The 25,653-nt window shown below is 71.0% G+C and carries 26 protein-coding genes and 1 tRNA gene; 17 read left to right on the forward strand and 10 right to left on the reverse strand.

Translation table 11 applies throughout. The features are described from left to right. The first annotated feature begins 285 nt into the window (after positions 1–285). The 4 genes from ACWD3O_RS09425 (at position 286) to ACWD3O_RS09440 (ending at position 2,846) form a co-directional block, all read left to right on the forward strand. Positions 286–1,116, forward strand: coding sequence for a hypothetical protein (locus ACWD3O_RS09425; RefSeq protein WP_376620778.1), 831 nt, complete (start codon positions 286–288; stop codon positions 1,114–1,116). A 147-nt stretch (positions 1,117–1,263) separates the two neighbouring features. After that, entirely contained in the window at positions 1,264–1,848 is a 585-nt protein-coding gene (locus tag ACWD3O_RS09430; protein ID WP_451415420.1) for a DUF6245 family protein, read from the forward strand. Between the two features lie 151 nt (positions 1,849–1,999). Then, the gene (locus ACWD3O_RS09435) at positions 2,000–2,278 is read left to right on the forward strand and encodes a hypothetical protein (protein ID WP_332758412.1); all 279 of its coding nucleotides are present in this window, start codon (positions 2,000–2,002) and stop codon (positions 2,276–2,278) included. Between the two features lie 37 nt (positions 2,279–2,315). Further along, positions 2,316–2,846, forward strand: coding sequence for a hypothetical protein (locus ACWD3O_RS09440; RefSeq protein ID WP_451415421.1), 531 nt, complete (start codon positions 2,316–2,318; stop codon positions 2,844–2,846). An 82-nt stretch (positions 2,847–2,928) separates the two neighbouring features. Here the strand turns inward: ACWD3O_RS09440 and ACWD3O_RS09445 are convergent. Then, positions 2,929–3,005, reverse strand: a tRNA-Met gene (locus tag ACWD3O_RS09445). Between the two features lie 165 nt (positions 3,006–3,170). Between ACWD3O_RS09445 and ACWD3O_RS09450 the strand changes: the two genes are divergently transcribed. Continuing rightward, the gene (locus ACWD3O_RS09450) at positions 3,171–3,884 is read left to right on the forward strand and encodes a hypothetical protein (protein ID WP_451415422.1); all 714 of its coding nucleotides are present in this window, start codon (positions 3,171–3,173) and stop codon (positions 3,882–3,884) included. A 52-nt stretch (positions 3,885–3,936) separates the two neighbouring features. Here ACWD3O_RS09450 and ACWD3O_RS09455 read toward each other — a convergent pair whose 3' ends face one another. Then, positions 3,937–4,245: a hypothetical protein gene (locus ACWD3O_RS09455; RefSeq protein WP_451415423.1), complete on the reverse strand. Its 309-nt coding sequence runs from the start codon at positions 4,243–4,245 to the stop codon at positions 3,937–3,939. Positions 4,246–4,474: 229 nt separating this feature from the next. On the opposite strand from ACWD3O_RS09455, the gene ACWD3O_RS09460 reads away from it, so the two are divergent. Continuing rightward, entirely contained in the window at positions 4,475–5,164 is a 690-nt protein-coding gene (locus ACWD3O_RS09460; protein ID WP_451415424.1) for a hypothetical protein, read from the forward strand. A 61-nt stretch (positions 5,165–5,225) separates the two neighbouring features. On the opposite strand, the gene ACWD3O_RS09465 is transcribed toward ACWD3O_RS09460, so the two are convergent. Beyond that, a complete protein-coding gene (locus tag ACWD3O_RS09465; protein WP_451415425.1) occupies positions 5,226–6,506 on the reverse strand; it encodes an integrase in 1,281 nt (426 codons plus the stop codon). Next, entirely contained in the window at positions 6,503–7,147 is a 645-nt protein-coding gene (locus tag ACWD3O_RS09470) for a hypothetical protein (protein WP_451415426.1), read from the reverse strand. The genes ACWD3O_RS09465 and ACWD3O_RS09470 overlap by 4 nt, the downstream gene beginning before the upstream one ends. Before the next feature lie 634 nt (positions 7,148–7,781). Here ACWD3O_RS09470 and ACWD3O_RS09475 point away from each other — a divergent pair. The 7 genes from ACWD3O_RS09475 (at position 7,782) to ACWD3O_RS09505 (ending at position 13,596) form a co-directional block, all read left to right on the forward strand. After that, positions 7,782–8,180, forward strand: coding sequence for a hypothetical protein (locus ACWD3O_RS09475; RefSeq protein ID WP_451415427.1), 399 nt, complete (start codon positions 7,782–7,784; stop codon positions 8,178–8,180). Next, on the forward strand, positions 8,177–8,473 hold the full coding sequence (locus ACWD3O_RS09480; RefSeq protein WP_451415428.1) for a ribonuclease E inhibitor RraB: 297 nt from the start codon (positions 8,177–8,179) through the stop codon (positions 8,471–8,473). The genes ACWD3O_RS09475 and ACWD3O_RS09480 overlap by 4 nt, the downstream gene beginning before the upstream one ends. 24 nt (positions 8,474–8,497) lie before the next feature. After that, a complete protein-coding gene (locus ACWD3O_RS09485) occupies positions 8,498–10,801 on the forward strand; it encodes a hypothetical protein (RefSeq protein WP_451415429.1) in 2,304 nt (767 codons plus the stop codon). Between the two features lie 55 nt (positions 10,802–10,856). Further along, entirely contained in the window at positions 10,857–11,204 is a 348-nt protein-coding gene (locus ACWD3O_RS09490) for a hypothetical protein (protein ID WP_451415430.1), read from the forward strand. A gap of 208 nt (positions 11,205–11,412) precedes the next feature. Then, complete coding sequence (locus ACWD3O_RS09495; protein WP_451415431.1) at positions 11,413–11,838, forward strand: hypothetical protein; 426 nt, start codon at positions 11,413–11,415, stop codon at positions 11,836–11,838. Further along, positions 11,835–12,659: a hypothetical protein gene (locus ACWD3O_RS09500; RefSeq protein WP_451415432.1), complete on the forward strand. Its 825-nt coding sequence runs from the start codon at positions 11,835–11,837 to the stop codon at positions 12,657–12,659. The genes ACWD3O_RS09495 and ACWD3O_RS09500 overlap by 4 nt, the downstream gene beginning before the upstream one ends. Before the next feature lie 397 nt (positions 12,660–13,056). Further along, a complete protein-coding gene (locus ACWD3O_RS09505) occupies positions 13,057–13,596 on the forward strand; it encodes a hypothetical protein (protein WP_451415433.1) in 540 nt (179 codons plus the stop codon). Between the two features lie 138 nt (positions 13,597–13,734). On the opposite strand, the gene ACWD3O_RS09510 is transcribed toward ACWD3O_RS09505, so the two are convergent. From ACWD3O_RS09510 to ACWD3O_RS09530, 5 genes are all read right to left on the reverse strand, one after another. Next, positions 13,735–14,301, reverse strand: a complete 567-nt coding sequence (locus ACWD3O_RS09510; protein WP_451415434.1) for an RDD family protein — start codon at positions 14,299–14,301, stop codon at positions 13,735–13,737. Positions 14,302–14,929: 628 nt separating this feature from the next. Further along, a complete protein-coding gene (locus tag ACWD3O_RS09515; RefSeq protein WP_451415435.1) occupies positions 14,930–15,526 on the reverse strand; it encodes a peptide deformylase in 597 nt (198 codons plus the stop codon). Continuing rightward, on the reverse strand, positions 15,523–16,281 hold the full coding sequence (locus ACWD3O_RS09520) for a phosphotransferase family protein (RefSeq protein WP_451415436.1): 759 nt from the start codon (positions 16,279–16,281) through the stop codon (positions 15,523–15,525). The genes ACWD3O_RS09515 and ACWD3O_RS09520 overlap by 4 nt, the downstream gene beginning before the upstream one ends. Positions 16,282–16,285: 4 nt before the next feature. Further along, positions 16,286–16,756, reverse strand: coding sequence for an NUDIX domain-containing protein (locus ACWD3O_RS09525; protein WP_451415437.1), 471 nt, complete (start codon positions 16,754–16,756; stop codon positions 16,286–16,288). Between the two features lie 34 nt (positions 16,757–16,790). Next, a complete protein-coding gene (locus ACWD3O_RS09530; RefSeq protein WP_451415438.1) occupies positions 16,791–18,236 on the reverse strand; it encodes a hypothetical protein in 1,446 nt (481 codons plus the stop codon). Positions 18,237–18,424: 188 nt separating this feature from the next. Between ACWD3O_RS09530 and ACWD3O_RS09535 the strand changes: the two genes are divergently transcribed. Further along, on the forward strand, positions 18,425–19,096 hold the full coding sequence (locus tag ACWD3O_RS09535; RefSeq protein WP_451415439.1) for a hypothetical protein: 672 nt from the start codon (positions 18,425–18,427) through the stop codon (positions 19,094–19,096). Between the two features lie 499 nt (positions 19,097–19,595). Here ACWD3O_RS09535 and ACWD3O_RS09540 read toward each other — a convergent pair whose 3' ends face one another. Next, positions 19,596–20,798 carry a hypothetical protein gene (locus tag ACWD3O_RS09540; RefSeq protein ID WP_451415440.1) on the reverse strand — a complete coding sequence of 401 codons (1,203 nt, stop codon included), beginning with the start codon at positions 20,796–20,798 and terminating at the stop codon, positions 19,596–19,598. 299 nt (positions 20,799–21,097) lie between these two features. Between ACWD3O_RS09540 and ACWD3O_RS09545 the strand changes: the two genes are divergently transcribed. The 3 genes from ACWD3O_RS09545 (at position 21,098) to ACWD3O_RS09555 (ending at position 25,554) form a co-directional block, all read left to right on the forward strand. After that, positions 21,098–22,879: a hypothetical protein gene (locus ACWD3O_RS09545; protein ID WP_451415441.1), complete on the forward strand. Its 1,782-nt coding sequence runs from the start codon at positions 21,098–21,100 to the stop codon at positions 22,877–22,879. 158 nt (positions 22,880–23,037) lie between these two features. Beyond that, positions 23,038–24,516 carry a hypothetical protein gene (locus ACWD3O_RS09550; RefSeq protein WP_451415442.1) on the forward strand — a complete coding sequence of 493 codons (1,479 nt, stop codon included), beginning with the start codon at positions 23,038–23,040 and terminating at the stop codon, positions 24,514–24,516. Between the two features lie 306 nt (positions 24,517–24,822). After that, complete coding sequence (locus ACWD3O_RS09555) at positions 24,823–25,554, forward strand: XF1762 family protein (protein ID WP_451415443.1); 732 nt, start codon at positions 24,823–24,825, stop codon at positions 25,552–25,554. Positions 25,555–25,653: the final 99 nt, after the last annotated feature.

A 25,653-nucleotide genomic window follows, 5' to 3' on the forward strand; every position in this document is an offset into this window, starting at 1 on the left:
CTCGGTGAGGCACCCACGATCGCGCTCTCGTGGGCAGAAGCCGGTGAAGCCCTGACGGACGGCGCGCGGCGGCGCAGGTAGAGATGTCTGCCCGTTCATCCTGCCGCTGCCGAGCCGGTATGGTGCCCGGCAGGCGGCCACGACCGCCGACCGCTGAAGGGGGCCTTCCGCCCACGCCGGAGACCTCGTTGGTAGGCCAAGCCGTACTTCGACGCATCGTGCACCTGACCATGCCTGTCTTCAGAGCGGCGTGTGCGTGGGGCACGCCGCTGCATGGAGTCAGACATGCCTACCAATCCGCCCCGAAAGTCGCGGAAGCGCACGCGAGAACTGCGAGAGCTGAGCCGAGCCGCCGGCCTGCGGTTCACCGAGGCGATGCGGGCGAACGATCGCACCCGAGCTGGCGACCGGCCCCTACCGCTGCGCCCCTCCCCCACCCGCACCATGCTGTTGCCGCTCGTACCGGACGCCCTGGCCGGCCTGTACGAACTGGATGGCCTGCTCCTGAGGCTCCGCATGGACATGGTTCTGAATCATGAGGGGGAGCTTGTGGGCTATCGGGACAGCGGAGGTGTGCCGATCCCCGGCGCGCCGATTGAGGACGTCACCGAGGCGTACTGGCAGGTCCGCCATGCTCTACCCGAGGGGACGGAGGAGCTGGTGGACGGGACAGAGGAGTACCCGCCCAACATGCTGCTGCTGGTGGGGCCCGACGGCGGGAACGTGGTGCACCTGGCGTCGATTGAGGTAGCCGAAGCGGATCTCGCCCTGCTCACCACGTTCGCCGACGCCCTCGATCGCGCGGCCCGTCCGCGTCCCGGCTCGGAGTTCCAGGCCCTGAGAGAGGCGCTGGGTGAGCTTGGACGAGTGCCCTACTACTCATGGATGCCCAAGGGGGACGAGGCCGTCGTCGCCAACTGGGTGCGGCAAGCGCTGTCACCGGTCCTGGTCTCGCCTTTCGACGGCCCTCACGGATCCGACGACTACGAGACGCTGTCCGGTGTGCTGCGGTACGCCGAGGGCCTGGGCTGGGAGAGCGTCGAAGTGAACCAGGATGAAGAGGAGGCGGCCGAGCGAGCGTCGTTCAGCATGATGCGCGCGGCGGGGTGGACCTGACAGCCCGCTCCGGGGCCTGGGGTCATCCGTGATGGCCAGAAGGCTGTGCAGCACCGATAGGAAGGGGCCTACCACTGGCCTGGTGGCGGTGGGCGTCTTTAGGCGGACGCGGTTCCGCGCCATCCTGCGTCTACTACCTTCAGACCCATGACGATTCCGCCCCAGCCCTCCTCCGCCAGCCCCGCCCCCACCGCTTCGGAGATCTCCGCTGCGCTGTCGGCGCTCGGTGTGTACGCCAGCGTCCCCTCAGAGGTCGAACTCGCGCAGCAGGCCGCTGCTGTCGGCGGCGAGCAGGTCCTGGCCGCCATCCTCGCGAACGCCCTGTACGGGGCGTCGATCGGCACCGGGATGGTCACCGAGGGCCGGATGCTCGAAGGCGGTGCCGGCGGCCGCGAGCTCGGCCTGGCCCGCGAGCAGGTCCTCAAGGCGTCCGGCGCGGACGGCGTGGGCGTCATGGGCGTCCTGCACTGGCAGGCGGGCCAGGTACGTCAGCTGCTGAATGCGATGAATGAGGGCGGCGCCGGGCCCATCGTGGAAGCCGCTGGGCACGCGTCCAACGCGCTGCTGGACCTCCTGGCCTGCACGACCGTGACCGCCGTCGACGACGTGCGCGCCGCCGAGATCCCCGAGCAGCTCGTCCGTGCCCGCCGGGCGCTCGAGGCTGGCATCGCCGCGATCGACGCGCTGCCCGGCGCTGTCGCCGAGATGTTTCTCGGGTCCGTCACTGACTGACGCAGCGCAACGAATGCCTCGTGCCCGCGGGCATGTTCTCCCCGGGCATACCGGCTGGCCAGCGCTCTGCAGCCGGTACAGGGATCCGTCACGGTGGCGTACTCATCACGGCTTTGCGTACCTGCTCGGCGCGGCGGCGAGCCCGATGACCATGAGCAGCGAGAGCACGTACGAGTGGCCGCGTGGGGCGACACCGTCGGACATGATCCAGCTGGAGGCGTGGCTCGCCCAGCACGGATGGGAAGTCGACCCCACCGTCTACATGGCCGGCGCGGGCGGTGCGGCCGTCCAGGTGCGGCGTACCGGCGCGGCCTGGCAGGACGGGGAGGCTGGACTGCTCATCCTGCCCGCGGAGACGGTGCTCTGGAACGGCACCCGGATGCAGATCGCACCCCCGGCTGCTGTACCGGCCCGCTGTGCAACCTCGTAGGGTCAGGGTTCGAAGATCACGAGGGGTAGGGGTTCGGGTGGACATCAACGAGCAGATCGAGGCGTCGCGGACGTGGGAGCACGGCGACCCGGGGCCGCGCCCCTACCACCCGGACTCCGCCGCGCTGGTGCGCATGGCCGCGTTCCTGGAGCGGATCGCCACCTTCATCAAGGAAGACCCGGAAGCCTCGGCCCTGGTCCACGCCGGCAACGACCCGGCCGTACTGCTCCCGTTGGCGGAAACGGCCCCGGGCCGGGAGCGGCTGCGCCTCGCGTTCGACGAAGACCCCGGCATGGTGATGTGGCTGGAGTCCAGCGCCGCCGGCCGGGACGTCCTCGCCCGGGTCCAGATGTCCGTGGACACCCCGGACCCGGGGGTGGCCGCGGAAGCGATACGCACCGCGCCGTCACCGCGGGTCGCCGAGCAGCGGCGCCGACGGCACGAGGAGAGAGTGCGGGACCACGAGGAGCACCTGCGCTACCTGGCAAGCCCTGAGCACGCGGCCCGCAGGCAGCAGACGTACGAGGTGATGATGTCGGCCCTCGAGGCGCAGCGCGGCGCGGAGTAGAGGCATCACACGGCTGGCGGTGGGCGAGCGCCTACATGCTTCCGGCCCCCTCCGAACTTCATGTCGGAGGGGGCCGGTGCGTTGGTAGCGGGGACAGGATTTGAACCTGCGACCTCTGGGTTATGAGCCCAGCGAGCTACCGAGCTGCTCCACCCCGCGTCGGTAGGACCACCCTACGCTACTGGCCCTCGGCCCCGGACCGCATTTCCCCTGGCGGCGCCACTTCTGCCCCACCAGCCTCAATTTCGGTATCCAACGCACTCTTCTGTCCCGGCGGGCCTGTAGGGGAGGGGCCACGCCGGCCCCGGGATGAAGGAGGACGTGGTGAAGGAAGCAACCAGGGGCACAGTGATCGCGGTGGGTCTGGCGCAGCGGCCGGGCACGGAGCCCCCCTGCGCAGACGGAGTCGACGTGCAGCGGCGCGGGGAGACGGTGTGCGCGGCCGTGGTGGACGGGGCCGGGCACCACCCGGACACCGTGCGGTACGCCGCGCTCACCCCGCCGGTGATCACACACATCGGGATGGAGCTGGGCGGGCTGCCGGGGCTGATGACGGCCGGACAGATGGCCGCGGCCTACAACCGGCCGCCGCACGCGTCCGCGGTGTTCGCCTGCGCGCAGCCGGGGCAGCCGACGTCCGTCCATTGGATTGGGGACTGCCGGGCGTACGGCTGGCGGGAGGACACCGGGCTCACCCTCTGGTCCGACGACCAAACCATGGGGAACTGGTTGCGGTGGAACGGTGGTGCGGCTGTGCAATTGGAGGCCGCGAAGCACGACAACTGGGCCCGCCTGGGGCTGGCGCAGTCCAGCGCGGCGACGTGCCGGCAGGTGCAGATCCCCGAGGCGGGGGCCCGCCTCGTGCTGGTGATGTCCGACGGAGTGTCCGACCAGGTGAGGGCGGAGACGATCACCCGGCTGTGCAGCGAGCACTCGGACGGGCCGCAGGCCCTCGCCGACGCCTTGGTGGGGGCGGCCGAGGCCGAGGAGAGCGGCTACCGGGACGACGCCACCGTGGTGGTGCTGCGGCTGCGTTAAGGGGCGTTTCGCAGGCCCGCCGCCGGCGCTCCGCACTCTCGGGGCGCCGGCGTCAGGGCCGCCCGGCCTCGTTGAAGTCCGGGTGCCCGCTGTCGGTCACGGCGATGGCCCGGGCCACCTCGTAGGCGGGACAGTCGTAGTGGCGCGGTAGGAGATGGCCCCGGTCGCAGGGGTCGGTGGGTGGGAAGTCCGCTTCGCCGCAGGTAAACAGGGGGGACTCGTCCGCGATCAGCAGGCGCAGGGTCTCCAGCCGCAGGGCAGCGCGTCCGGTGTCGGCGGCGTCCTCCGCCAGGTGCGCGATGGCGAACTCGACGACGTCGAGGGGGCGTTCTCGTCTCCTTCCATCGTGGGCAGTCTGCACCGGCCGGCTCATCTCGGTGGGCGTTCACCCGGGCGGGTGGCACGTCCTTGGCCGCCTGAAGGGCTCGGGGCTATGGTCGGGCGCGGCCCCCGTGCGGCCGAAGGTTCCCGTCCCGTCCCATGACCGCGACGTACATCAGGCCGAAGGTGCTCCGCATCAGCGCGCGTTTCGTCCTGTCCGTGCTGTCCGGCCGGCGGGTCATGGGCCGCGGGCTGTGAAGGACGTACCGATGACGAAGAACCACGCTCGCAAGTCCGCGGCCCGCGCCCGTGCCGCCATGACTGGCCAGCCCTACACGTCCGCCGGCCTCCGGCGCGAGTCCGAACTCGTCGTGCTGCGCCAGTACGGGAACGGCGGCCCGGGCTGCCTCACCCTGGTCGTCGCGAACTGGACGGCTCCGGGGAATCGGTCCCTGCTCGGCATCGCGCCCGGAGTGGTGCACCAGTGGCCGAGCTCCGCCCAGCCCGGCAAGCCGCGTGTCGACCCGTACCGGCACATGATCGAGCACGGCTGGTCCGACGGCGCGGATCCCTCCATCGGGGTGGCCCAGTGGGGTGTCGTGTTCGCCACTCCGGACGGCGTCCTGAGCGGCATCGCCTGGGACGACTGCCTGCTGTACGCCGAGGCCTTGCAGCTCACCCCGACCAACCACGCCGCGCTGACCTGTGCCCATGACGGTCTGGTCCGCGTCGTGGTCACCAAGACGGCACAGCCGGCCGACCGCAGCGCCACCCAGGCGTGGGTCCTGAGCTTGCTGTCCACGCCCCGGCTGGCGGTGAAGGCCTTGTTCCAGATCCACGAGTCGCCCTGCCTGCCGGGCACGTTTGTGGAGCACGTCAACAACCGGCTGCCCGACGGTGTCGCCCTGGTCTCCCCCGGATCGGGTTTCCTGCCGCCGTGGTTGACCGGCCCGGCGTAACCCCGACGTTCTGCGGCTCAGCGGCTCTTGCCGACCGGGGGCAGCCACCTCGTTGGGCTGATCAGGCGGCCAGACCGAGGAAGCGGGTCGGGTTCTCCTTCCAGGGGACCTTCTTACGGCGGTAGGCGTCGAAGGCGGTGCTGCGCAGCGAGTGCCGCGAGTGCAGGGCGACCGTCTCGGGCGGGCTGCCGGCGGCCAGGGCCTGCTGGATCCAGCCACGGCGGAAGCTGTGGCCGGTGATGCGACGGACGGCGGCACGGGCCGCGCGCCGGGCGGTGCGCCAGGTCTTGAGGACGGCGTTGGCCTCTTCGGCGGTGGGCGCGGCGTCGGCGGCCGCGAGCGCTTCCTGCCTCGCCCGGGCCGCGGCGGCGCGCTCCTCGGGGGTCGGAGTGGGAGTCAGCTCGGCGGCACGGGCGGTGGCCTTGATGATGTCGTTGACCGTGTCGGCGGTGATGCCGCCGCGGCGGCGGTCGTCCTTGGCCTGCCGTCCGGCGGCCTTGACGCCGATGTTGCCGTGCCGGTCGATGCGGCGCAGCAGCGGGCCGGGGGTGAGCTGGCCGTCGTCGGCGAGGACGTCGAGCCATTCACGCAGGGCGTGGATGGGGCACAGTTCCGTGTCGGCGGGGGCGAGGATGCGTACTTCCTGCCCGCGCGCGGCCTGGTCGGCCTTGGAACGGCGGATCTTGATGATCAGGGCCTGGTGGGGGCGCTTGCGGCCGTCCTCGTCCTCGATCTGCACGGTGCGGATCTTGGCGTCGTGCAGGTTGAGGCGGGCGGGCTCGGAGGCGCGGGCGGCCATCCACCAGGCGATGAGCAGGACGGCGGCGTCCCGCTTGCCGCGCGCCGTGGTGCGGTCCAGCTTGCGCACCATGAGCCGCAGTTCGTCCAGGTCGACGGCGTCGGCCTGGAGCGGGCCGGGCTCTACCAGCGGATCGTCGGCCTCCTCGCCGGCGCGGTGGCGGATGACGAGCTGGCAGGCCTTGACCTCCTTCTCCGACAGCGATGTGCCCTGGATGGCGCGCATCGCCCGCAGGGTGCTGAAGTGGGCCTCGATCGAGTTCGCGGGGTGGCCGCGGTCGCCGAGGTCGGAGAGGTAGGACAGCACCGCATTGGGCTCGTCCTCGGCCCAGTCGTAGGTGGCGCACCACAGGGCGTAGGAACGCCAGCGGCTGGCCCGGGCGTTGTGGGAGTTGCGGGGGACGGAGTCGGTGAGCTTGCGGGCGGCCGAGGCCGAGATCCGCTCGCCGGCCGGAGAGACGATGTCCGGCTCGGCGCGGCGCCGGCGCCGGACGGCCGGAGTGCGGCCGGGCCCGGCGGCGGGGACGAGTTCGGTCGACGTCATGACGCGGGCTGCTCCTCGTGCGCGCGGGCGGTGGCTTCGGCGGCGGCGTTCGGGCGGGGTTCGCTGCCGGGGAGCGGTGGCTGGCCGGCGGCCCGGCGGCGCTGCACGGTTGCGGTGTGGGCCCGCAGGGCGGCGGCGGCCGTGTCGGCGGCGGCGAGGTGCAGCGCGCGGTCGCAGGCGAGGCAGGGGGTGCCGCACAGGGAGCGCTCGAAGTCGTGCGGGCTCACGGGCAGGGTGCCGCAGGCCATGCGCCACCGGCCGGGGCGCTCCTGGTGGGCGGTGTGGTCGACGCGGCCGCCGTGGACACGGACGAGCCTGGTCTCCGCCTCCACTTCGCGCAGCACCTCGGCCATCTCGTCGCGGATGAAGACCAGCGGGCGTGCCGACATGGCCGGACTGGGCGAGATGGGGCCGGCCTCCGGTCGCGCAACGTGGAACTCGATGAACTCGCGGCCGCCGCGCATCACGGTCTTCTCCCGGAAGGGGGCTCCCTCTGCCGCGAGCTGGGCCCGGAACTGGTCGGCGGCGCTGGTCTTCCCGCTACTCGGGGGGCCCAGGTAGATCTCCTCGCCGGGCAGGTTGGCTTCCGGGAACAGCCCCGCGTCCGCCGGTACCTGCTGCTGCGGGATCTCCCCCGTCATCTTCTCCCCCTGCGCTCTCGGGCCGTCCTGGCGAAGTTGTTGTGTGTGCCGGATACCTGCCTACGCGGGTTGTCGTGTCCCCCGCAGTTTCTGATTCCGGCTAAGCAGAGAGTATCCGGAATCAGAGCCCGGCGCAGGGCCGACACCCGCCCGTACGGGATTCAACTAAATGCGACGCCGGAAGCCCGTCCGATCCGCACCGAAGGCGCAGGAGGCGATCTGAACGCGCGATGGCGCTGGCGGTATGGACCGGGCCGGGAATGCACATCACGCCTCAGAACGGCGTACAGAGCCTCAGCGCAGTTCAGCGGCAGTTACGCATCAGGCGGTTACGACTCAATAGTTATCGCGTTTGAGTTGAGTTGTAAGTTCAAGATCCATGCTCTACGGTGCGGAACGACCCGGTGACCAGCCGGGCACGAAAACGCGGACCCCGGGCGCCGGGAAGCGAGGAGAACCCGTTGAGACGACGGCGATGGCGCGGCAGCGGTGACGGTCCGCTCATGAACCTGATCAACCTGGCCGGCATCTTCGCGCCCGTCCTCCTGGCCGCGGTCCTCCTCGGCCGGCACCTCGGCTGACCCCCCGCTCACGCGTCAGCCGCCCTCCACCTTCAACCCGAACGGGGAAAGCCATGCCGAGTCCTGCTGAACTGCGCCAGAGGGCAGCCGAGTTGGAGGACCGCATCCCTCCGGCCGACGCCGGTCCCCGCACGGACAACGAGCGGATGTTCGCGGAGAAGGCCACCGCGCTGCGCGCCGAGGTCGACCGCCTGGAGGCCGAGGAAGTCCCCGGCACCACCGGAACCCTCGCCGAACGCATCAGCGACGTCATCGCCAACGAGGTCCCCGCCGCCTACGCCGATCTGGCGAGCGCGCGGGCCCGGGAGGTCGTCGCGGCGTGGCAGGACGACGCCACACAGACGATCGACGGCATCCGGGCATGGTTCGCGCTGTACCGCCCGCAGCTCTCCCGCTCAGCGGCCCAGGCACTGGACACCCTGCTGAACCAGCACGCCGGCGGGGAACGTTGAGCACGATCTCCTACACGCACTGGGCGTACTTCCCCGACCGGACCAGCGCCGAGGGATGCGCGAAGGACCTGGCGGACTACGTCACCCGTCTCGACGAGCCGGACCCCGCAGTCACGCCGAAGTGGCGGCTCCTGGCCGCGCGCGACGTCGAGGTAGGTGGCCTCGACGAGCGACACCGCGAGGTGGAGGCGATCGTCACCCGGCACGGAGGCGAGTACGACGGCGGAGAGGCGACGTACGAGTCCGGGCGCCCCGTGGCGGACCCGATGATCATCGACCGCGACGAGAACTGAAACGGCCGGGAGACGAGAGCAGCGATGACCACGAAGACCCTCCGGCGCGGCAAGGCGGCCGCCACGGACGAGTGGCTGGCCAGGAAGCTCATCGAGGCCGGGTTCGGCGGCGCCGACTGCGACTTCCCCGACTGCACGAACGCCCGCGCACCGCGCCCGCCGGGCAAATCCGGCACGCCGACCAAGTTCTGCGTGCAGCACAACAACCCGCGCGACCGTCAGAGGGCCTACCGGGCACGCAAGGACCTGGAGAAGGAGCGTGCGGCACGGCCGGAGCCCGTACCGGTGCAGCAGGCCGTAGCCCGGGGCGCCCGCGAGGAGCAGGTCCTCGCCTCCCTGCTGCCCCGGGTACTGACCGCGCTGGAGGCCGTGCACCAGGGGCAGCAGGCCGGCTCGGACACCGCGGCGGTCGCCGCTCACATCGAACAGGTCACCAGCGACGCCGCCGAGAAGGTCCGCCAGGCCGAACAGCGGCGTGAGGAGGCCGTGGGCGATGCCGAGGCGGCCCGCGAGGAGGCCTCCCGCAGCGAGCAGGCCGCCGAGCATGCCCGCGCCGAGCGGCAGGCAGCCCTGCTGGAGGCGGCCTGCTCGCTGGGCGAGGCGGCCGACGCCGACAGGCGCGCCACCGCGGACCGCGCCGCGCTCGACAAGCTCTCCGAGGCGCATCGCGAGCTGCGCGACACCCACCAGCAGCTCAGCGGCGCGCACAACCTGCTGAAGACGCAGCACGAGGAACTGGAGCAGGCCCACACCGCCCTTACCGGCGAGCATCGCCAGCTCCTCGCCGCCCATGGCCGGCTCCAGGGCGAAGCCGAGACGCAGCACCGTCGCCTGGAGGAGTTGTCCGGCCAGCACACCCGTCTTGAGGAGACGCATCGGCGTACGGCCGCCGACCTCGCCGCCGCCCAAAGCGAGAAGACCGGCCTGGCCGCCCGTCTTGACGAACTCCAGACCCACCGCGAAGAACTCAAGACCGAGAACGGCCGGTTGAACGGCCTGCTGGAGGAGGAACGCGAGCGGCACCGCCGGGAGCTGGCCGCCCTGCAAGCGGAGCTCGACACAGCCCAGAAGGCCCCCGCACCGGACACGACCGCCGGACACGACGACAACCACACCCCCGGTCCGGACCCGGCCGACAGCGACGAGGACACCGACGCCGCACAGGACGAACCCAGGGCTCCTGTCGCCATCGAGGACCTGGGCCTGCACGGCGGGGCCGGGTGGACGCTGGTGCGCTACGAAGACGATCACAGCCGCTGGCGGGTGCTGCGCGACGGTGAGATCGCGGGCAGCATCCAGCCCGAACACTCCCTGCACGGCACCTCGCTCCTGGGCTGGTCCGCCCGGACCAGCCACGCCATGCCGCTGCAGCCGCCCCACGGCCAGAAGCACTTCGCCAACCGCGAGCAGGCCGCGGGCGCGGTCGTCCGAGACGGGCTGCGCCGCGCCCCGGCCCCCGGTTCGGCGGCCGCAGTGGCTGCCGCCTTCGCCGCACTGACCGAGCCGAACCAGAACGCTCTGGTCGCCGCCGTGATCCCACTGGCCATCGCATCGGAGCGCGCCGGCAAGCTGGCCCGGCTCCCGCAGGCTGTCCGGGAAGCCGCCCTGCGCACCGCGCTGCGGGTGCCCGGCGAAGCCGACCTCCAGCAGCTCACTGCCCTCGACGCCGCAGAACTCGGCCGCAGCAAGGAAGCGCGGCAACTGCTCCGCGCACTTCAGGACCTGTCCCCGGCCGCGGCGCAGCAGGAGACCGGTCCGGTGGACCTGGGCACGATCGGCGGCCGCGCCTGGCGGCTGGAGCCCGACCCCACCTATCGGGGCGGCTACCAGGTGTTGGCCGACGGAACCGAGCTCGGCGCCGTCGCTCCCGTCCGACAGCGCAAGACCGACACTGTCCGGTGGACGGCCGAGCACCGGCGGCGCGCTCTCGGACGCGGCCCGGCCCATGCCGGCCGGGATGCCGCTGCCCGGGCCGCGATCGCGGCGGAGGAGGCCTGGGTTCCGCTGCCCGATCTGGACGACGAGGCCTACCTGCGCATTCCGGCGGGGCTCCGCAGCGACCTCTACGTCGCGGCCGGACGGGTCGACTCGCGGCGCGGCCGGCTCGCCCAGGTCCAGCCGGGCGCCTACCGCCAGCAGCTCCACGCCGCACTCAGCCAGGCCAGGCGCAGTGCCAGCGGCCGGATCCGCGGCCAGCACCTGGCGGTCCTGCTCGACGCCGCCCGCGAAGACCTCGGCGCTCCCGGTAGTACAGCCGCAGACCGGTTGTACGAGGCGATTCAAGGCATCCGCAGCGTCTTCGTGACGAGCACGTCCTCGAGGCCATAAGAGGCCGTCTCGGAAAGAAGCTGTCGTCCCGACCGAAGACGATGGAAGGCACCAGATGGACACCCTGCAACCGGCCGATCCTGTAACCACGGCCGTGACCACGCTTCTCCTGGCACACCACCCCAAGGCGAAGTTCGACGCGACCGGCGCCGTCGTCACGGCTGGATTCCTGTGCTCACCGGGCGCGCCAGGTTCAGCTCAGGCACGCGTCAGCCACCGCACCCCGTTCCCGAGTTCCGCCAATGGGCTTTCTTTCGAAGGGGTCGCGGCTGAGGAGTACGTCCTCGTCGCCGCCTATGCCGACCTCCTGCGCGAACACGGCTGGACGGTAATTGACCGTACGACCAACCGGCCCAGGCTTCTCGTCTCGAAGCCCCCTGCGGTTCCGCTCCAACCGGAATGAGGCTCCTGCGCTGCGCCTCTGTACCCCCGTCTCAAGCTGTCGCATTCTTCAGGCTGCGGTCGGGGAGTCCGCGGGCAGGCTGATGTCCGACCCCTCCATGTGAGGCGTCGCCCGGGGCCGGGCTGCTTCTTCGGTGAATTCGCGAGAAGACGACGCTATCGGGGTTCGGCGGTTCAGTGGGCTTTCCCAACGCCTTCCTGGAGCTGTCATGAACCTTGCCGACCTCAACCGTCTGCGTAGCGAAACCAAGCACTTGCGCGCGGTGGACACCCAGGACATCCCCGGCGCGGAGCGAACCCTCCTGCTCGGCTACACCTGTGACCGGGACACTTGGCATGTGTACGTGCGTGGTGCCTACCTGCACGTCCTGGTGTACAACCACGTCACTCGCGTAGTGGTGCGCTACGAGAAGCACTTCCACTGGCAGGCAGCCGACCTGGTGCCTGACAAGCGGGTCTACCCGGAGAGCACCGACCTGGAGTTCGCCCGGCTTCTGACGTCCCACGGGGTGGATCTTCAGTTCGCCTCGTTCGACACGGCCCGATTTGACCGCCTCGCGCGGAAGCCCTTCCACGGGGCGATCTACGACTCGGCCACTCGGGGTCTTGTCGACGTGGAGGGAGGCTCCCTGTGACCGCTGTGGGTGAACAGCAGGGGACGCCCCCGGAGATGACCCGTTCCTGGACGCCGCAGGCTCGCGCCGAACGGCTCGACGCCGAACGCCGGGAACGGCAGGAGTTGGCCCATCGGATCGGCCGGACGCTCGCTGCCGAGTTCAACGACCGACAGGTCGAGGGCGGAGGCTGGCGTCACCAGGTCGCCTCCGTGAACTTCGTGAGCGTCCTCCTGACGCACCCCAGCGGGATGAGCTTGTCGCTCACGCATGAGGGCAGCTTCCGCAAGGGCGCGGCAGGTAGGCGGCTCACGGTGCGCGGCGGCTACCCGTCCGAGTACTGCGGATGGCGAGCCGAGCCCGTGACCGTGGGGATCGACACCTCCAGCGAAAGCAAGGCCCGTCAGATCATCAGGCGTCTGCTGCCCGACTACCTGAGCACCTTCGGGGCTGCCCGTGCGATGCAGCAAAGGGTCCAGGAGGAAACACGGAGCCGGCAGAGGCTCAACCGACGCATGCAGGACGTACTGCCAGCGCTGCGGGCCGCCCCGTACGAGCAGCCGCATGCTGTCGACGCCCGCAAGCAGTCGCATTGGTCAGCGGCTCAGCATCGGCCAGATGGGGCCTCGGCGCCCCGAGCGCACTGCTCCGGCTCCGTACGGCTGGCTGATGACGCCTCGTCGGCAGAGGTCCTGAAGCTGACGAACGTGCCAGCAGACCTGCTCCTGGAGATCCTCGCCCTGGTCAACGCGCAATCGGTCCTCGAAGGCCGCGTGATGCCCCGAATGATCTCTCCCCAGCGCCCCGAGCTGCCCGCCGCGCCCACGGTCATCCACGTCTGAAGCCGGAGGCGGGGCGAGTCCAGGGCCGCCCACGCCTCCAACCGCGCCCGCCCGGCCGGGGAGGCGGCTCGCACCCTCTGCGAGCGCACCGGTCCGTTCACATGCTGTCCGCCAGCACCGCCCCGCGGCTCTCCCGCCCGTCTCGTCGGGTGCTGCGGCCGTGGTCATTGGGCGTACAGAAATGGCCGACTCCCTGCGGAACCACCTCGGGCCGGTCACGGTCTGCCCCCGGGTGCAGCGGAGGGAGATTCGCCACGACTACGAGCTGGGCGCGGACTCGACAAGCATCGGCTCCACTTCGCCGCCCTACCACCGAGCGGCGCGACGTCGGCGGCCTCCAATCGGCGGTCTCGCCCCGTCGAAACTCACCTGGACTCCCAGACGAAGGAACGCGCGTATGACGGAAGAACTCAAGAGGACGCTCGGCGGTTTCTCGGTCGGCGACCATGTGACGGCCACGGGTGCTGACACTCGCGGTCATCAGGTCACTCGCACGGGCTACCTGCTCGCCGAACCGCAGCTCGTTGACGCCCGGCGCAACGGCTGCCCGGCCAAGGGCCTTCGCCTGTTCATCGGAGCGAAGGGCACGGACGCGAGCGACCGCACCACCTGGACCACGCTCTTCTCCGACGCAGGCGTCATCGAGCACACCCCGGAGCCGGAGGCCGGCAAGTGGTCCATGACCGAGCTCCGCTTCGTTCCGGGCGTGAAGGCCAGCAGCCACACGACCCGCATCCTGTTCGGTGGCAAGGGCGGCGCCCGCTCGACCGGACCGACCCAGGCCACGCCGGTCACCGTCACGTACACCGATGACGGCATCTACGCTCTGTGGGACCCGGCCTCCGACACGACGCATGCGACCATCAGGCTCTCGGCCAAGATCTGGTGGGCGCACCTTCCTCCGGAAGCCGCCGTCGATCCCGTGAGCGCGGAGTAGCGGCGGCCGGCGAAGGCCTGGAAGCCCACCCATAGCAGCGACGCCCCCACCGTGGATCTCCACGGTGGGGGCGTCGCTGTCGAGTTGGTGAGAACGCCGTCTTGCGTCGGCAGGTCAGCGCTTACGCCTGGGGGCGCTCTACCGGGTGATCACCATCGTGTCGGCGACCTTGTCGTGCAGGCACTGCTGGTACGGCTTATCCCAGCAGCACCAGAGCGGGTTGAGAAGGCCGAGGACCGGAATCACCGCGGCGACGAAGAAGAAGGTCTCCCGTCCCATCGCCCGCCAGAACCCGGTCGGCAGGGCTGACTGGCTCCGCACGATGCGGATCTTGCAGATCCTCTTCCCGATGGTGGAACCGAACCGCCAGACGCTGAAGGGGAAGTACAGGACGTAGGTGGTGAGCAGCCAGGCCACCAGCACTGTCTGTCCGGCGGCACCGGCGCCGGAATCGATCCAGATCATCAGCGGGATCGCCGTCACGAAGTAGGCGACGTACCAGATCACGAGGTCCAGAAGCCGGGCACCGAGCCGGGCTCCGATGTTGGCGAGCAGCGGGCCTGCTGGCGGCCCGCTATGCACCGGCCCGACATGTGGGTGGCCCGGGGCGTAGGACGCGTACGCGGCCGGGGCGTGGCTGGGTGAGCCGTACGCGCTGCCAGCGGCGGGGGTGGGGCCGGAAGGGCCGTAGGGCTGTGTCGTCATGAAGGCTTCCTGGACCGTCGGTGGTTGGGACGCAGGAAAGCTAGGCCCCGACCCGGACATCCCCCTTCGCCCGCCTTCTGGCCCCGCCGCAGGACTGCTGGCTGTGACGACGCATCGCAGTTGGCTCCTGGTCACTTCCGTACTGATCGTTCATGCGCCTCGTGATGCCGCCACGGGCGGCAGGCCGCCGGCCGCCCACCGCTGGATGGCCGCGAGGTTCCACCTCGGACAATGCCGCTGGAGGACCTGCCGCGCCGCGGCCGCCGTCAGGTCCGGCTGACCCTCGTGGGGGGCGGCCACCGGCCGGGTGGCGAATGGACCCGACCGATCCGCAGCGGGTGTGCAAGGCCCAGCAGAGAGGTCCGGTACGAAGCGGGTTGGGAAGGGGAGCGCGTCCACTCGGTGTCGGGTCGGGGCAGCATGCGGGGGCGGCCCCGCCTCCGGGCATCAGGAGGAGATCCCACGTAACGCCTGAACCGCCGGGCGTCGGCAGCACAACGGCGTAACGTGCACCGATCCGTGTGCAGAGTCACCCCACTGGGCGGGTTGTGGGCGTCGATGCTCGGACCGCGCGGCATGGCTGGTCCGGCGTTCCGGGGCCGGCGCGACTACCCCAGTCGTGTTGCCTCTACTCGTACGACCAGGCCCGGCCGGTGGCCTCGGCCCTCTTGCGGTACTCCTCGACGGGGATCGGGGTCATGCCGGGCCGCATGCGGGTCAGCAACATGAGACCGTCAAGGTGATCGATTTCGTGCGCGATGAGCCGCGCCGTGCCGCGTTCGTAGCTCGCGGTCGCCGCGCGGCCATCCGGCGTTACCGTCTCCACGGTGATCCGCAAGGGCCTGGGAACTGGAACGCGCACGTCAAAGAGTGACAGGCACCCTTCGAACTTCTCGTCGATCTCCGTAGAGGCGGCGGTGATGCGGGGGTTGAGCAGCACGATGGGGTCGATCCCAGGGGCCTGAATGACCGCTGCGGCCCGGCCGATGCCGATCTGCGGGGCGGCCACGCCCAGGCCCTTGCCGGAGAAGTCGTGCGCGCCGCGGATGCGCTCCATGGCGTCAAGGAGCTGAGCGATGACGGTGTCCGCGGTCTGCAGCTCGTCAGGGAACGAGAAGGCGCGGGCAGGCTCCCTCAGGATGGGCGCGCCGTATTGAACGACGCCGAGGCTGTGCATCTGCTGGCTGGGTCGCACCTGGATCGACTCCCTTTCGAGGATGGTCATCGCAGGGACACGGCGTGTGCGCGGACTGCGGGATCGGTGGCCAGTGCCGCGTCGGCGAGGAGGTGGAGGCGCCAGTACAGGGCCAGGCGCTGATGGGCGGCCGGATCGGCCCCGTGGGCGAGCACGGGACCCGGGTCCGGCAGGCGGAGGCGTACGGCGAGGCGGGCGCGGTCGGAGATGGGGTCGCCGAAGGCGGCGAGTTCCCAGTCAAGCAGGAGCCCGAAACCGTCTGTGGTGCGGACGAGGTGCCCGGGCTGAAGGTCGTGGTGGAGCAGCCGTGGTTCGGTGTCGAGGTTCACTCGGTCGAGGTCTCGGCGAAGGACCACCGCCGCAGCAGCGAGATCGGGTGCTGTGGCCGTGTAGAGGTTCAGGCGGTCGTGGAGGTAGGCGCGCCAAGTGGGGTGACGGGGAGCTCCGGCGAGACGCCCGAAGTGGGTTCCGCCGATGGCGTGGACCGCGGCGAGCGGGCCGGCGAGGTCGTCGAGAAACCTTTCGGCGGGGACAGGCTGTGCCTGGACGGCGCTCTGCGCGGTCCAGGCCGGCTGCCCCTCCACGTCAGCATCGAGCAGGCGGGGGCCGGGAGCGCGGTGGCGGGTGAGGAGAGTGAGGGCGGCGGCCTCATTGGCGGCGCGGGCCGGGTCGCTGTAGTGCTTGAGGACGTACGGCTCGCGTCCGCCGATGTACCAGACGCGGTTGGCCTGACCGGTGGTGATTTCGGTGGCGCCGTCGGGGACGCGGCCGTCGATCCTCCCCACGGCGTCAGGCGAGATCGCCGAGATAGCGGGTGGGGGACTCGCCTTGGGCAAGGTCGGCGATCAGCGGGCGCAGACCGTGGGGCAGCAGGTTGAGACCGGGCACCTTCTCCAGCTCCACCCATTCCAGACCGGTCTGCACGTCGTCTTCGGCGTGGCCGCCGAGCTTGTCCGGGTCGCCTTCGGGCCGGCACAGGAAGATCGCTTCAACCCGGTGGTCTTCCGGGGCGCCGCCGTGGTTGGCGCCGATGTACTCGCGCAGCCACAGCAGACGCTCGGGAGTGACGTCCAGACCGGTCTCCTCGAGGACCTCGCGGCGGACCGTGGCGCCGAGGGCCTCGCCGGGTTCCTGACCGCCGCCGGGCAGGAAGTAGCAGTCCTGTCCCTCCCAGTGGGCGCGCTGGAGCAGGACACGGCCGTCGTGGAGGACGACGGCCTTGGCCGCGTTGCGGACGGTCGCGGTAACGGGTTCAGCCACAGGAAGCTCCCACGTGTGATCGGGCGTTGGGTGTTCAGCGTTCAGTCTCACCGAAGCCGAGGCGGCGTCTGGTGGCCTTGGCCCAGATCAGCCGCCAGGGCCCGGCCAGCCGGACGAAGGGCTGGAGAGGGCTGGCCATGATGAGCACGACCGGCCGCGCTGCGACACAGCGCGGTGGCGGCCCGAGGGTGGCGGGTGGGGTGACGTGGCGGTGCAGGGCCGGTGCCAGGGCGAGCAGCCAGGCGGTAGTGACAGGTCCGTGCAGCAGGACGCCGACGACGGCGAGCCCGGCCCACCATGGCCCGGCCCACCAGGCGCTGGCCACGGCGGCGGCCAGCAGTGGGGCGCCGAGGAGCCAGGCGGCTTCGTCCGCCCACTCCCGCAGCATCAGGGCGGCCCTCGCTGGGCGGGAGAGGCCGCTGGGCAGGTGGGCGACGGCTCGGGCGTGGTGGTCGGGTCGGGCGGAGGCGGTGAACGCGAGGGCGTGGAGGTTGGTCAGGCCGGTGGTGTCGGTGTAGGGCTCGTCCAGGACGAGGGCGGCGGACGGTGCGAAGTCGGCGCCGAGGAGGGAGAGGCGGTGTCCGGTGCCGAGGTCTTCCATCGGTTCGGGGAAGCCGCCGAGCCGGCGCAGGGCGGGGAGGTGGACGGCCATGCCGCAGCCGACGGCGTAGACCATCGGCCGCAGCCACACTCTGACCGTCTCCGGGAGCCGGGAGCGGGTGAGCCACTGGTGAAGGCGTACGCGGGCGAGTTCGATGCCGAGGGAGCGCCGCAGTTGGTACACCCACTCCTCGGTCAGCAGCAGGCCGGCCAGACCACGCGGGAAGGGGCGGCGGGCCAGCAGCGGGAGCCGCTGTTGCTGGATCAGTGCCGGCATCCGGCCGGTAGATGACGGGTGTTCGGTGGCGGCGTCGGCGAAGGCGGTCAGTGTGGCCCGGTCGGGGACGGCGTCGGCGTCGTACACCAGGACGAAGGTGTCGTGGGCGTGGGCGTCCTCGCGCCATCCGAGCGGCCCGAGTAGATCGGGCAGATGGTCGAGGGCGAAGTTGAGCTGTCCGGGCTTTCGACCGCCGACGTCGGGCTGGTGCAGATGCACCAGTGGCAGCCCCTGTAGGTGGCTGGCGGTCAGGGCGGTCACGATGTCGGCGGTGCTCGGCTCGGCGTCGAACAGTTCGGTCAGGACAGCCAGGCGTTCCCCGGGCTGGGCGGCGTTCACGGTCTCGGCGATGCCCTGGCAGCGAGAGGCGGGGAACAGGCCCCGCAGCTGGGCTGCTGTCAGCGTGGGCAGTGCGGCGAGCTCCGGCAGGCGGCGGCGGTGCTGGGCGCGGGCGGTGTATTCGCGTTCGGTGGTGATGACCACGACAGCCGCGCGGCCGGCGGGGTAGTCGAGGCCAGTGAACGCAGCGATCGACTCGGCGGCGACGGCCTGTTCGCGGAGCATCGGCAGCAGCACCACCAGCCATGGCGCCTGGACGTCCACACCGGTGGTGCGGTGCGCGGGGGTGGACAGCAGCCACCGCGCACTCGCCTCGACCGCAAGGCCGGCCCACTGGGCACCTGCCGGTGTCGGGCATCAAGCCCGCCGGTTCTCGCCCGTACGAGCCTCTGGCCCCCGGATCCCGTTCAGTCTGCCTCCCAGCCCGGAATCCGAAGTTCGAGGAGAGCAGCATGACGACCACACTGGAGCGCCTGGCCACTGAGCCGAATCACGAGTCGGCCATCGGCCTTCCCAACGTGTGGTGCGACGTGCAGCGTTGCGTCGTTGCGCTGTGCTCATGCGGCAGCACGGCCAGAGTGGACGTCCGGGATGGCGTCCTGAGCACACACGAACCGAAGGCCGAGTGGGCCTTGGACGGTAAGCGTCATGCTGTCATCCGGGACGCGCACGGCATCGGCTTCACCTGCCGCTACAGCGGGCGGACCGTCACTCTGGCCTCCGCCCTGGCGCGTGACAACGTGCTGACCCCGGCCGAGCGCCAGGTCCGTGACAGGACGCAGCGGCTCCTCGAAGCCGGGGTCGTGTTTACCCCGCCCCGCGGATACACCCTGCCGAAGGCAGCGGCGAACTTGCTCTCGCATGCCGAGGATCACGGCTGGTCCGTCGCACAGGCCTGGACCCCGTACGAGGACGGGTTCACCTTGAACGTCCGCGTGAGCCGTGCGGTGGACGACGGGCTGGGGTGGCAGTTCGACCTGTCGTGGTTCTGCGCACCCGGAGTCGCACGACGGACTCGGTTCGGGCTGAGCCGGTCGCCGGATCGCAGGGGCCTCTACGACACCCCGTCGGTGAAGGCGATCCACGGCGTCATCACTGCCCATCCCGTGCGCCAGAAGGCATGACGCTCGGGTGAGCGGGGCGTGCCCTGTGCAGTCGTCTCCGCAACCACCATGTCTTCGGCACGGCAGTTCTTCCACAGTTGAAGCCGTTCCGGCGCCGTCCGCACAAGACGCGTTGGTACTCCTCGGCCCAGGGTCGTGCTGTGCAGGGTCTGCGGATGGACATACGTCCCCGCACGGAGGGGATCACCAGTGCCGGAGCCCGACGTCGGGGAGCACGACGGCGGGTCACAGCGGCCGGGAGCGCGAGGCCGGGCGGCAGCGCCAGGCTCACGGAGGCGGGGTGGGGCGGCGCGGCCTTGGGCGGCCGGACAGCGGTACAGCAGACCCGCAGCGGGCAAAGGGCGCGCGGTGACCGGAGGGCCAGGGCGGGCGACGGTGCACGCTGGCAGCGGCGGTCGCACAAGGTGGCCCGGCTCCGGCTCGGCATGACCGGGGCGGCCAGCGAGCGCAGGCCCGGGGCTCACCAAGCACGACGGGTAAGAGGACGGCGGGCGGATCGTCAGAGGCGGAATCCGCGGTCGGGGTCTCGGGCGTTGTCTGCGCTGAAGGGCTCGAACCACTCGTCGGCTGCGAGGTTCACCATGCCCATGGCCTGACGGATGTCGCTGTCGGGGGCTTCCATGCCGCCGAGTTGGGCATCGAAGAGCATCAGCACGTCGTGGTCCTCGAAGAGGTCGTCCGAGCAACCCTGCCAGTCGTAGTCGGCGCTGTTCTGGGGCAGGTTGACGACGAGATCGCGCACGGCGTTCGGGCGGTTGGCTGTGATCGACCGGGCCCGGTCGATCATCAGGTGGAGAGCCATCTCCTCACCCGTGCACCGAGGCCCCATCCAGGTCTCGCCCGCCGCCTGAAGGTCGCTGGCCAGGTCGTCGAAGGCCCGGGCCATCTGCTTGCGCCACTGTCCGTCGCAGCGCAGCGTGATCGCCGGGAGCTGGCCGAACACCCCGCCGACGCCACGGGGCAGGAGCTCGTCGCCGAGCGCGGCGGCCTCCTGCCAGGCAAGAGCGGACAGTTCCTCGCCCGCCAGGCACAGCACGGCGGCCGTGCGGGCGGTCAGTACGCCCTCGTCGTCCTCTTCCGACCACCCCTCTTCGTCCTCCTCGTCGAGGTGCGGGTGTTGGACACGGGAGACGAGACGGGCACGGGCACGGGCTGCGGCTTCCTCGGGCTTGGCGAGGCAGGTGTCGATGAGCTGGAGCTCGTCGTCGAAGTCCTCGGCGGCAAGCTCGGTGGCGGCCCGGGCGAGCAGGCGCGTGCCGGCGTCCCGCCCCGTGCGCGGTAGGACGACGGCGTAGTAGTTGTCGGTCAGCCGGTCGATGACCTCGGCGACGACGGCGGTGACGACGATCTGGTCGTCGAAGGGGTCCTGGATGTCCAGCCGGTCGAGGATCAGGAAGTTGCCGGGCTGTTCGACGGCTTCCTCCAGCTCGTGCGTGAAGCCGCCGTCCGGGGTCAGGAGCCTGTCGGCGGCGAGGGCGCAGAGCCCCCCATGGTCGGTCATCCGCTCAGCCAGATTGCCGGCGCCGTAGTACAGGCATCGGGCCGCGCGCAGGCTGCCTACCTCACGCTCGCCGTCCAGGACGCGGATGTGCCACTCCTGAAGACCCTGCCCGGGGTCGGCCAGGCGGTGGCGGTGGTGAAACTCGATCCCCAGGTTCGTGAGATCGGGTACTGAACGGGCGGTCACCGCGGGGGCGGTCATCGTTGCTCTCCTGTCGGCCGGACGTGCTACCTGGCGCGCCGCTCACCGTATCGGCTCACCGCCGCGTACTGCCGGCGCGCGGGCGAGACGCGGGCACCCCAGCCCGCAGCCGGGGAAACATGAGGATCAGTCGCACTAGCCGGGGCGGTTCAGGCCCTGCCCAGCGCTGGCGTCGGACGGCGCCCGCAGCGGCGGGGAGAACCCGGTGTCCCTGCCATAGTGTCGGTTCGGCAGGAGTTGAACGGCGGGTCGGATCGCTGTGGCTTCTCGTACGGCAGCGGACGTAGAGAAGGGGTTCAGTGGAGGGCCTGGAAGATCTGAGGGGGCTCCTCGCGGAGATGGCGGGCCAGTACGCCCGGGAAAAGGGGGACAGCGGCCCCGCCCTGAAGGCACTCGGCGGCATCGGGCGGCAGGAGGGCGAGCGGGTCGTGGACCTGGATGCTCCGCTGCTGGGCCGTGCCACACGCGAGATCCGCGACCTGCTCAAGCGCGGCGACTCCTTCGGGCTGAGCATCCGCGACGCCCAGCGTGCCGTGCACCTGGACCGGGAAGGGTGCCTGGCGCTGCTGGCCGCCCTCGTCAGCGCCGGATATCTGACCGCGCCCGAGGATCTCGACCGGCCCCAGCACTGCTCCAACTGCCGCACTGAGGACTGCGAGTATCACGACTACCGGACCTGGACGCTGACCCCTGCGGGGCGGAGCCTGGCCCATGCCTCTGGCCGCAGGCCGTCGACCCGCAAGAACGCCGACGCGCTGGCCGCCAAGGTGGTCAAGGCCGCCCGGGCGGTCAACGCTGATCCCGATGCGACGCTGTGGTGGGTCAAGGAGATCCGTGCGGTGGGCGCCTACGCCGATCCCGGCCGGGAGTCGCTGCTGCACGTCGATCTCGCCGTGGAGCTCCGGCCGCGACTGGACGACCCGCGCGAGCAGCGCAAGGCCGAACAGCGGCTGCGTGATGCCGCCCGCGATCGTGGGGAGCGGCAGCGGGTGTGGGACATGGTCGGGTACGGCCACTGGCGTACCCGGCTCGCGCTGGCCGGGCGCAGCAAGGTCGTCCGGCTGTTCGGTTCGGCCCTGGGGGTTGAGGGAAGGCTGCTGTTCGAGGAGGAGCGGGATCTGACCGTCTCCGCGAAGGCGACCGTGCCTTATCAGCGGCCAGTGGAGGTGCCGCTGACGTCCTGTTCGTGGTGCGGGCGGCAGGGTGCGGCGGCGCGCGTTGCCCAGCGCGGTGCTCCGCTGGCCTTGTCTCCCGTCGGGCTGTGCGAGCAGTGTCTGTCGCTGGGCTGGGCCGATGATCTCCAGTACCAGGGCTCGGCCGAGGTGTGGCCGTGGGGTGCGGTCCGCAGGCTGCGCGCGGCGCTGGCCGAGGAGCCGATTCACTCGTCGGGGTGCGCGTTGTGCGGCCGCGAGGACTCGGTGGAGCAGCAGTGGTGGCCGGGTGATCACCGAGATGGGTCCGGCGGGGACGAGCCGGTCGTGCTCCGGTTGTGTGACGTGTGCCCGGGGCTGCTGGAACTGGTCGACGCCCCCGGCCGGGACGGCATGTGGTGTGCCCGGCACGAGCACGCGTGCATGGTGGGCATGCGTGCCCTGTTGTGGCGCCGGGCCGACGTCGAAGAGGTGCCCCCGAGCGCACGGAAGGCCCGTAAGCGGCCACGGCTGACCGCGACGCACCGGGATGTGCTGGCCCGGGTGGACGAGCACGGGGCGCTGTCAGCCGTGGACTTGGCTCGTGCACCGTTCAGCCAGAGCCATCAGGACTCTCGCTGGTGGATGGTGCGGCTGGCTCACCTGTTCGACCACCGCCTCATCGTCGAGGTCCGCGACGGTGGCGAGGAGTCCCGGGGGCTCGTGCGGGCCACCAGCGATCTCGAGCGGGACCTGGAGGCCCGGCTGGATGCGCTGCACATGCCGGGGCCGGTCTGGGACGGGGAGCGGGTTCTCGAGCCCGCGCCGCCCGCGGGCTGGGCAGAACTGCGCGACGAGGCCTGCCAGGAGGCAGCCCGGCTGGACCGGGAGGCGTTGCGGCGGCGTGCAGATCATCCCGTGCCGCAGGCTCCGCGAGGCCGTTGGGGGTAGTCGTCGGCACACGTCGAGGTGCGGGTGCGGGTGGTGGTTGGGCGAAGTGGCCGTCTGCTGCTCCGCCGCCTCCTATGCTCGATGCCGCGGGGCGTACGGTCGGTGCGGCCGCAACTCCGGATCCCAGCAGCTTTTGACCGACAGGAGCCCTCGCGGCAATGTCCCAGCACGCTTCCACGTCTCGGACCGAGCTGGCCGCCACCGCCTTCAAGGTTCCCGCGAAGGGACGGGAGCTGGTTGCCGCGGTGTCCGCGTTCCGCGGCTACCCCGCGCCCGGGGAGGCGCTCGCAGCGCACCTGGTCGCCGGGACGTTCACCGCGCTGGACCAGGTACCCCTTGACGTCCGCCTCTACGTTCATGACCTTCAGGACACGGCCGAGAAGTGGCCGGCTCTGCCGATCACGCTGCCGCCGACACCGTGGCAGGCCGCCACCCTCGTCGACGACCTGGCCGCGCTGGTTACGGATCTGTCGGCGGCAGAACTGCGGGAGGCCGCCGAGGGCTTGGCCCTCACCCGCGGCGACGTCGCCCTGGCCCACGGCAAGCCCATTCTTGCCCGGCTCTGGACGGAGGACGACTCGCCGCTGCCCGATGCTGCGGCACTGCCACGGGACCGCCGAGCCCGGGAGGCTGCGCTGCTCCAGCTGTTCGACCACGTGGACCCGCGCGAGTGGACTGACGAGCAGACCAGCGCCGTCCGCAAGGCCATCTTGGTCCGCCTGGCCGGCCTCGGCGACGCCCTGCTGCGCGTCTCCGCGCTCCCTCCCGTCCGCCTGGACTGGCAGAGTGAGGGCGAAGGGCTCACCGCGCTGGTGCCGGTGCCCGGAGCGCCCCAGCCTCTGGAGGCCCGGGTAGCCGCTGAACCCGTCGAGCCGCACCTCTTCGCCTCATGGGGCGAGCCGATGTGGGGCTCTCCCGAGACGGCCGCGTCACCGGGGTGCTGGCGCTGGACGGTGGGATGGCGTTCCGCCGGCGGCGCGTTCCACAGCGATGCCGGAAGTACCGAGGCGAGCGCGGCGGCGGCGCGGTTCGGCGCGGAGCAGACCCTTGCCGCCTACGCCGCGCAGGCGTCGACGGTGCGCCAACGGCTTCGCCACCGCCTGCTGGTGCCGCGGCAGCCCGGCACGCTGTCCATGAGCGACCCCGCAGTCCTGGTTCTGGGACTGCGGGAGCTGCTGCAGGCGGTCTGCGACGAGTACCGCACCGAGGCCAGCCAGCCGGAGGACGCGACCGGGTGGCGGGTCGTGCCGCACCAGGACGAGAACCAGGAATGCAGCCTCGTCACGATCCTCCTCGACGACTGCTCCCTCCCGCACCCCGAGCTCGGCGACCCGGCCAACACCGCCGACCCGGCCGACGTCCCGTTCGAGGACTTCCTGCGCTCCCACGCCGTCGTTCTCACCCCGCCCGCCCGTGCCTACTTGTCCGGGCTCTCCCATGCCGGGCCCGGCGAACTCCCGTTGCCCCGGCGCCACGAGGGGGCGATGCGTGCGGTGTTCGCCGTCGGCGGTGAAGCAGCCGACCTGCTGACCGCCGAGACCGGGCCCCTGCCCGATCACATGGCCTGGATCGACCTCCTGGACGTCGCGGCGCTGGAGGAGTTCCTCACCGCCACGGAGCCCGATCAGCCTCGGTGACCTCCCGGGCCCGTCGTGGCCGGTACGTACCCATGACGATGACCGTAACGTCGTCGCGGTGGCCCTTGACGTCGGCCTCAGCGGCAGATGAAGCCCCCGTCGACGTCGACGGGGGCTCCAAGAGGCATGTAGGGCCAGCGGGTGGCCACCGGTACAGCAAGCCAGTCCAAGGAAGTGGCGCGTGCCGAGCGACGGCGTTCCTCTGTCCTGCCTAGGAGGAGGCGCCCTCTGGCCCTGGGCCACTCGATTCACACGAGATTCGCCGCGGCGGGGCCCTGACGGCCTTGTCGTTGTTCCGTGCAGGCCATGTCACTGGTCGAACTCAAGAGTCCCCTGCAAACGCTCCAGGCCGTGTCACGCACGCTCAGCCCCGGGCGCGCGGAGCCGTCGGCATCCGGCCGTCAGTCGAAGCTCACGATCATCCCGCTCGCCTTCCGTGATGCAGCCGACACCGTTGACCAGCTTCACCGGCATCACAAGCGGCCGACCGGCCACAAATTCAGCCTCGGTGTACTCGACGACGCTGGAACGCTTTGTGGCGCTGCGATCGTGGGCCGCCCGGTGGCCCGTTGCTTCGATGACGGGTGGCAGCTTGAAGTGACCCGAGTGGCTACCGATGGCACTCCCAACGCCTGCAGCACCCTGTACGGGGCCGCGTGGCGTACCGCATCGGCTGCCGGCTACCTACGCCTCATCACCTACACCCAGGACGGCGAGTCGGGCGCCAGCCTGCGTGCCGTCGGTTGGAAGCACGTTGCGGTGCTTCGGCCCCGTGCAGGATGGGACACCCCCTCACGGCCACGTAAAGATCGAGGCACAGACAACGTCGCACGGATCTTGTGGGAGCAGTCGCGATCAGGGGCTGCGGCTCTGCCAACGCTGGCCGAGCTGCGTAACGAAATCCGAAACGAAATCCTCTGCGAGGGTCCCAGGTGCGGGCGACCGTTCCCACTGCGCCCGGGTCCTGGACGTCCTGCTCGCTTCTGCTCGACGACGTGTCGGGTCCGTGCGCACCGCACCGCCAAGGCTGCGGCCTGACCGGTCGGCTCGTCGCCCGTAGAGTCTCGCGCCCCTGTCCAGCCCAGCCGCAGCGCCACAGGGGACAGCCACCCCCGCCCCTGCCGCCGATTCGCCGGA

It is taken from the genome of Streptomyces sp. NPDC002640, assembly GCF_053592575.1.

Coding starts and splice junctions, on each gene's coding strand:
- ACWD3O_RS09425 (WP_376620778.1), top strand. CDS start 286: ATGCCTACCAATCCGCCCCGAAAGTCGCGGAAGCGCACGCGAGAACTG.
- ACWD3O_RS09430 (WP_451415420.1), top strand. CDS start 1,264: ATGACGATTCCGCCCCAGCCCTCCTCCGCCAGCCCCGCCCCCACCGCT.
- ACWD3O_RS09435 (WP_332758412.1), top strand. CDS start 2,000: ATGAGCAGCGAGAGCACGTACGAGTGGCCGCGTGGGGCGACACCGTCG.
- ACWD3O_RS09460 (WP_451415424.1), top strand. CDS start 4,475: ATGACGAAGAACCACGCTCGCAAGTCCGCGGCCCGCGCCCGTGCCGCC.
- ACWD3O_RS09465 (WP_451415425.1), bottom strand. CDS start 6,506: ATGACGTCGACCGAACTCGTCCCCGCCGCCGGGCCCGGCCGCACTCCG.
- ACWD3O_RS09470 (WP_451415426.1), bottom strand. CDS start 7,147: ATGACGGGGGAGATCCCGCAGCAGCAGGTACCGGCGGACGCGGGGCTG.
- ACWD3O_RS09475 (WP_451415427.1), top strand. CDS start 7,782: ATGCCGAGTCCTGCTGAACTGCGCCAGAGGGCAGCCGAGTTGGAGGAC.
- ACWD3O_RS09485 (WP_451415429.1), top strand. CDS start 8,498: ATGACCACGAAGACCCTCCGGCGCGGCAAGGCGGCCGCCACGGACGAG.
- ACWD3O_RS09490 (WP_451415430.1), top strand. CDS start 10,857: ATGGACACCCTGCAACCGGCCGATCCTGTAACCACGGCCGTGACCACG.
- ACWD3O_RS09495 (WP_451415431.1), top strand. CDS start 11,413: ATGAACCTTGCCGACCTCAACCGTCTGCGTAGCGAAACCAAGCACTTG.
- ACWD3O_RS09505 (WP_451415433.1), top strand. CDS start 13,057: ATGACGGAAGAACTCAAGAGGACGCTCGGCGGTTTCTCGGTCGGCGAC.
- ACWD3O_RS09510 (WP_451415434.1), bottom strand. CDS start 14,301: ATGACGACACAGCCCTACGGCCCTTCCGGCCCCACCCCCGCCGCTGGC.
- ACWD3O_RS09515 (WP_451415435.1), bottom strand. CDS start 15,526: ATGACCATCCTCGAAAGGGAGTCGATCCAGGTGCGACCCAGCCAGCAG.
- ACWD3O_RS09535 (WP_451415439.1), top strand. CDS start 18,425: ATGACGACCACACTGGAGCGCCTGGCCACTGAGCCGAATCACGAGTCG.
- ACWD3O_RS09540 (WP_451415440.1), bottom strand. CDS start 20,798: ATGACCGCCCCCGCGGTGACCGCCCGTTCAGTACCCGATCTCACGAAC.
- ACWD3O_RS09550 (WP_451415442.1), top strand. CDS start 23,038: ATGTCCCAGCACGCTTCCACGTCTCGGACCGAGCTGGCCGCCACCGCC.
- ACWD3O_RS09555 (WP_451415443.1), top strand. CDS start 24,823: ATGTCACTGGTCGAACTCAAGAGTCCCCTGCAAACGCTCCAGGCCGTG.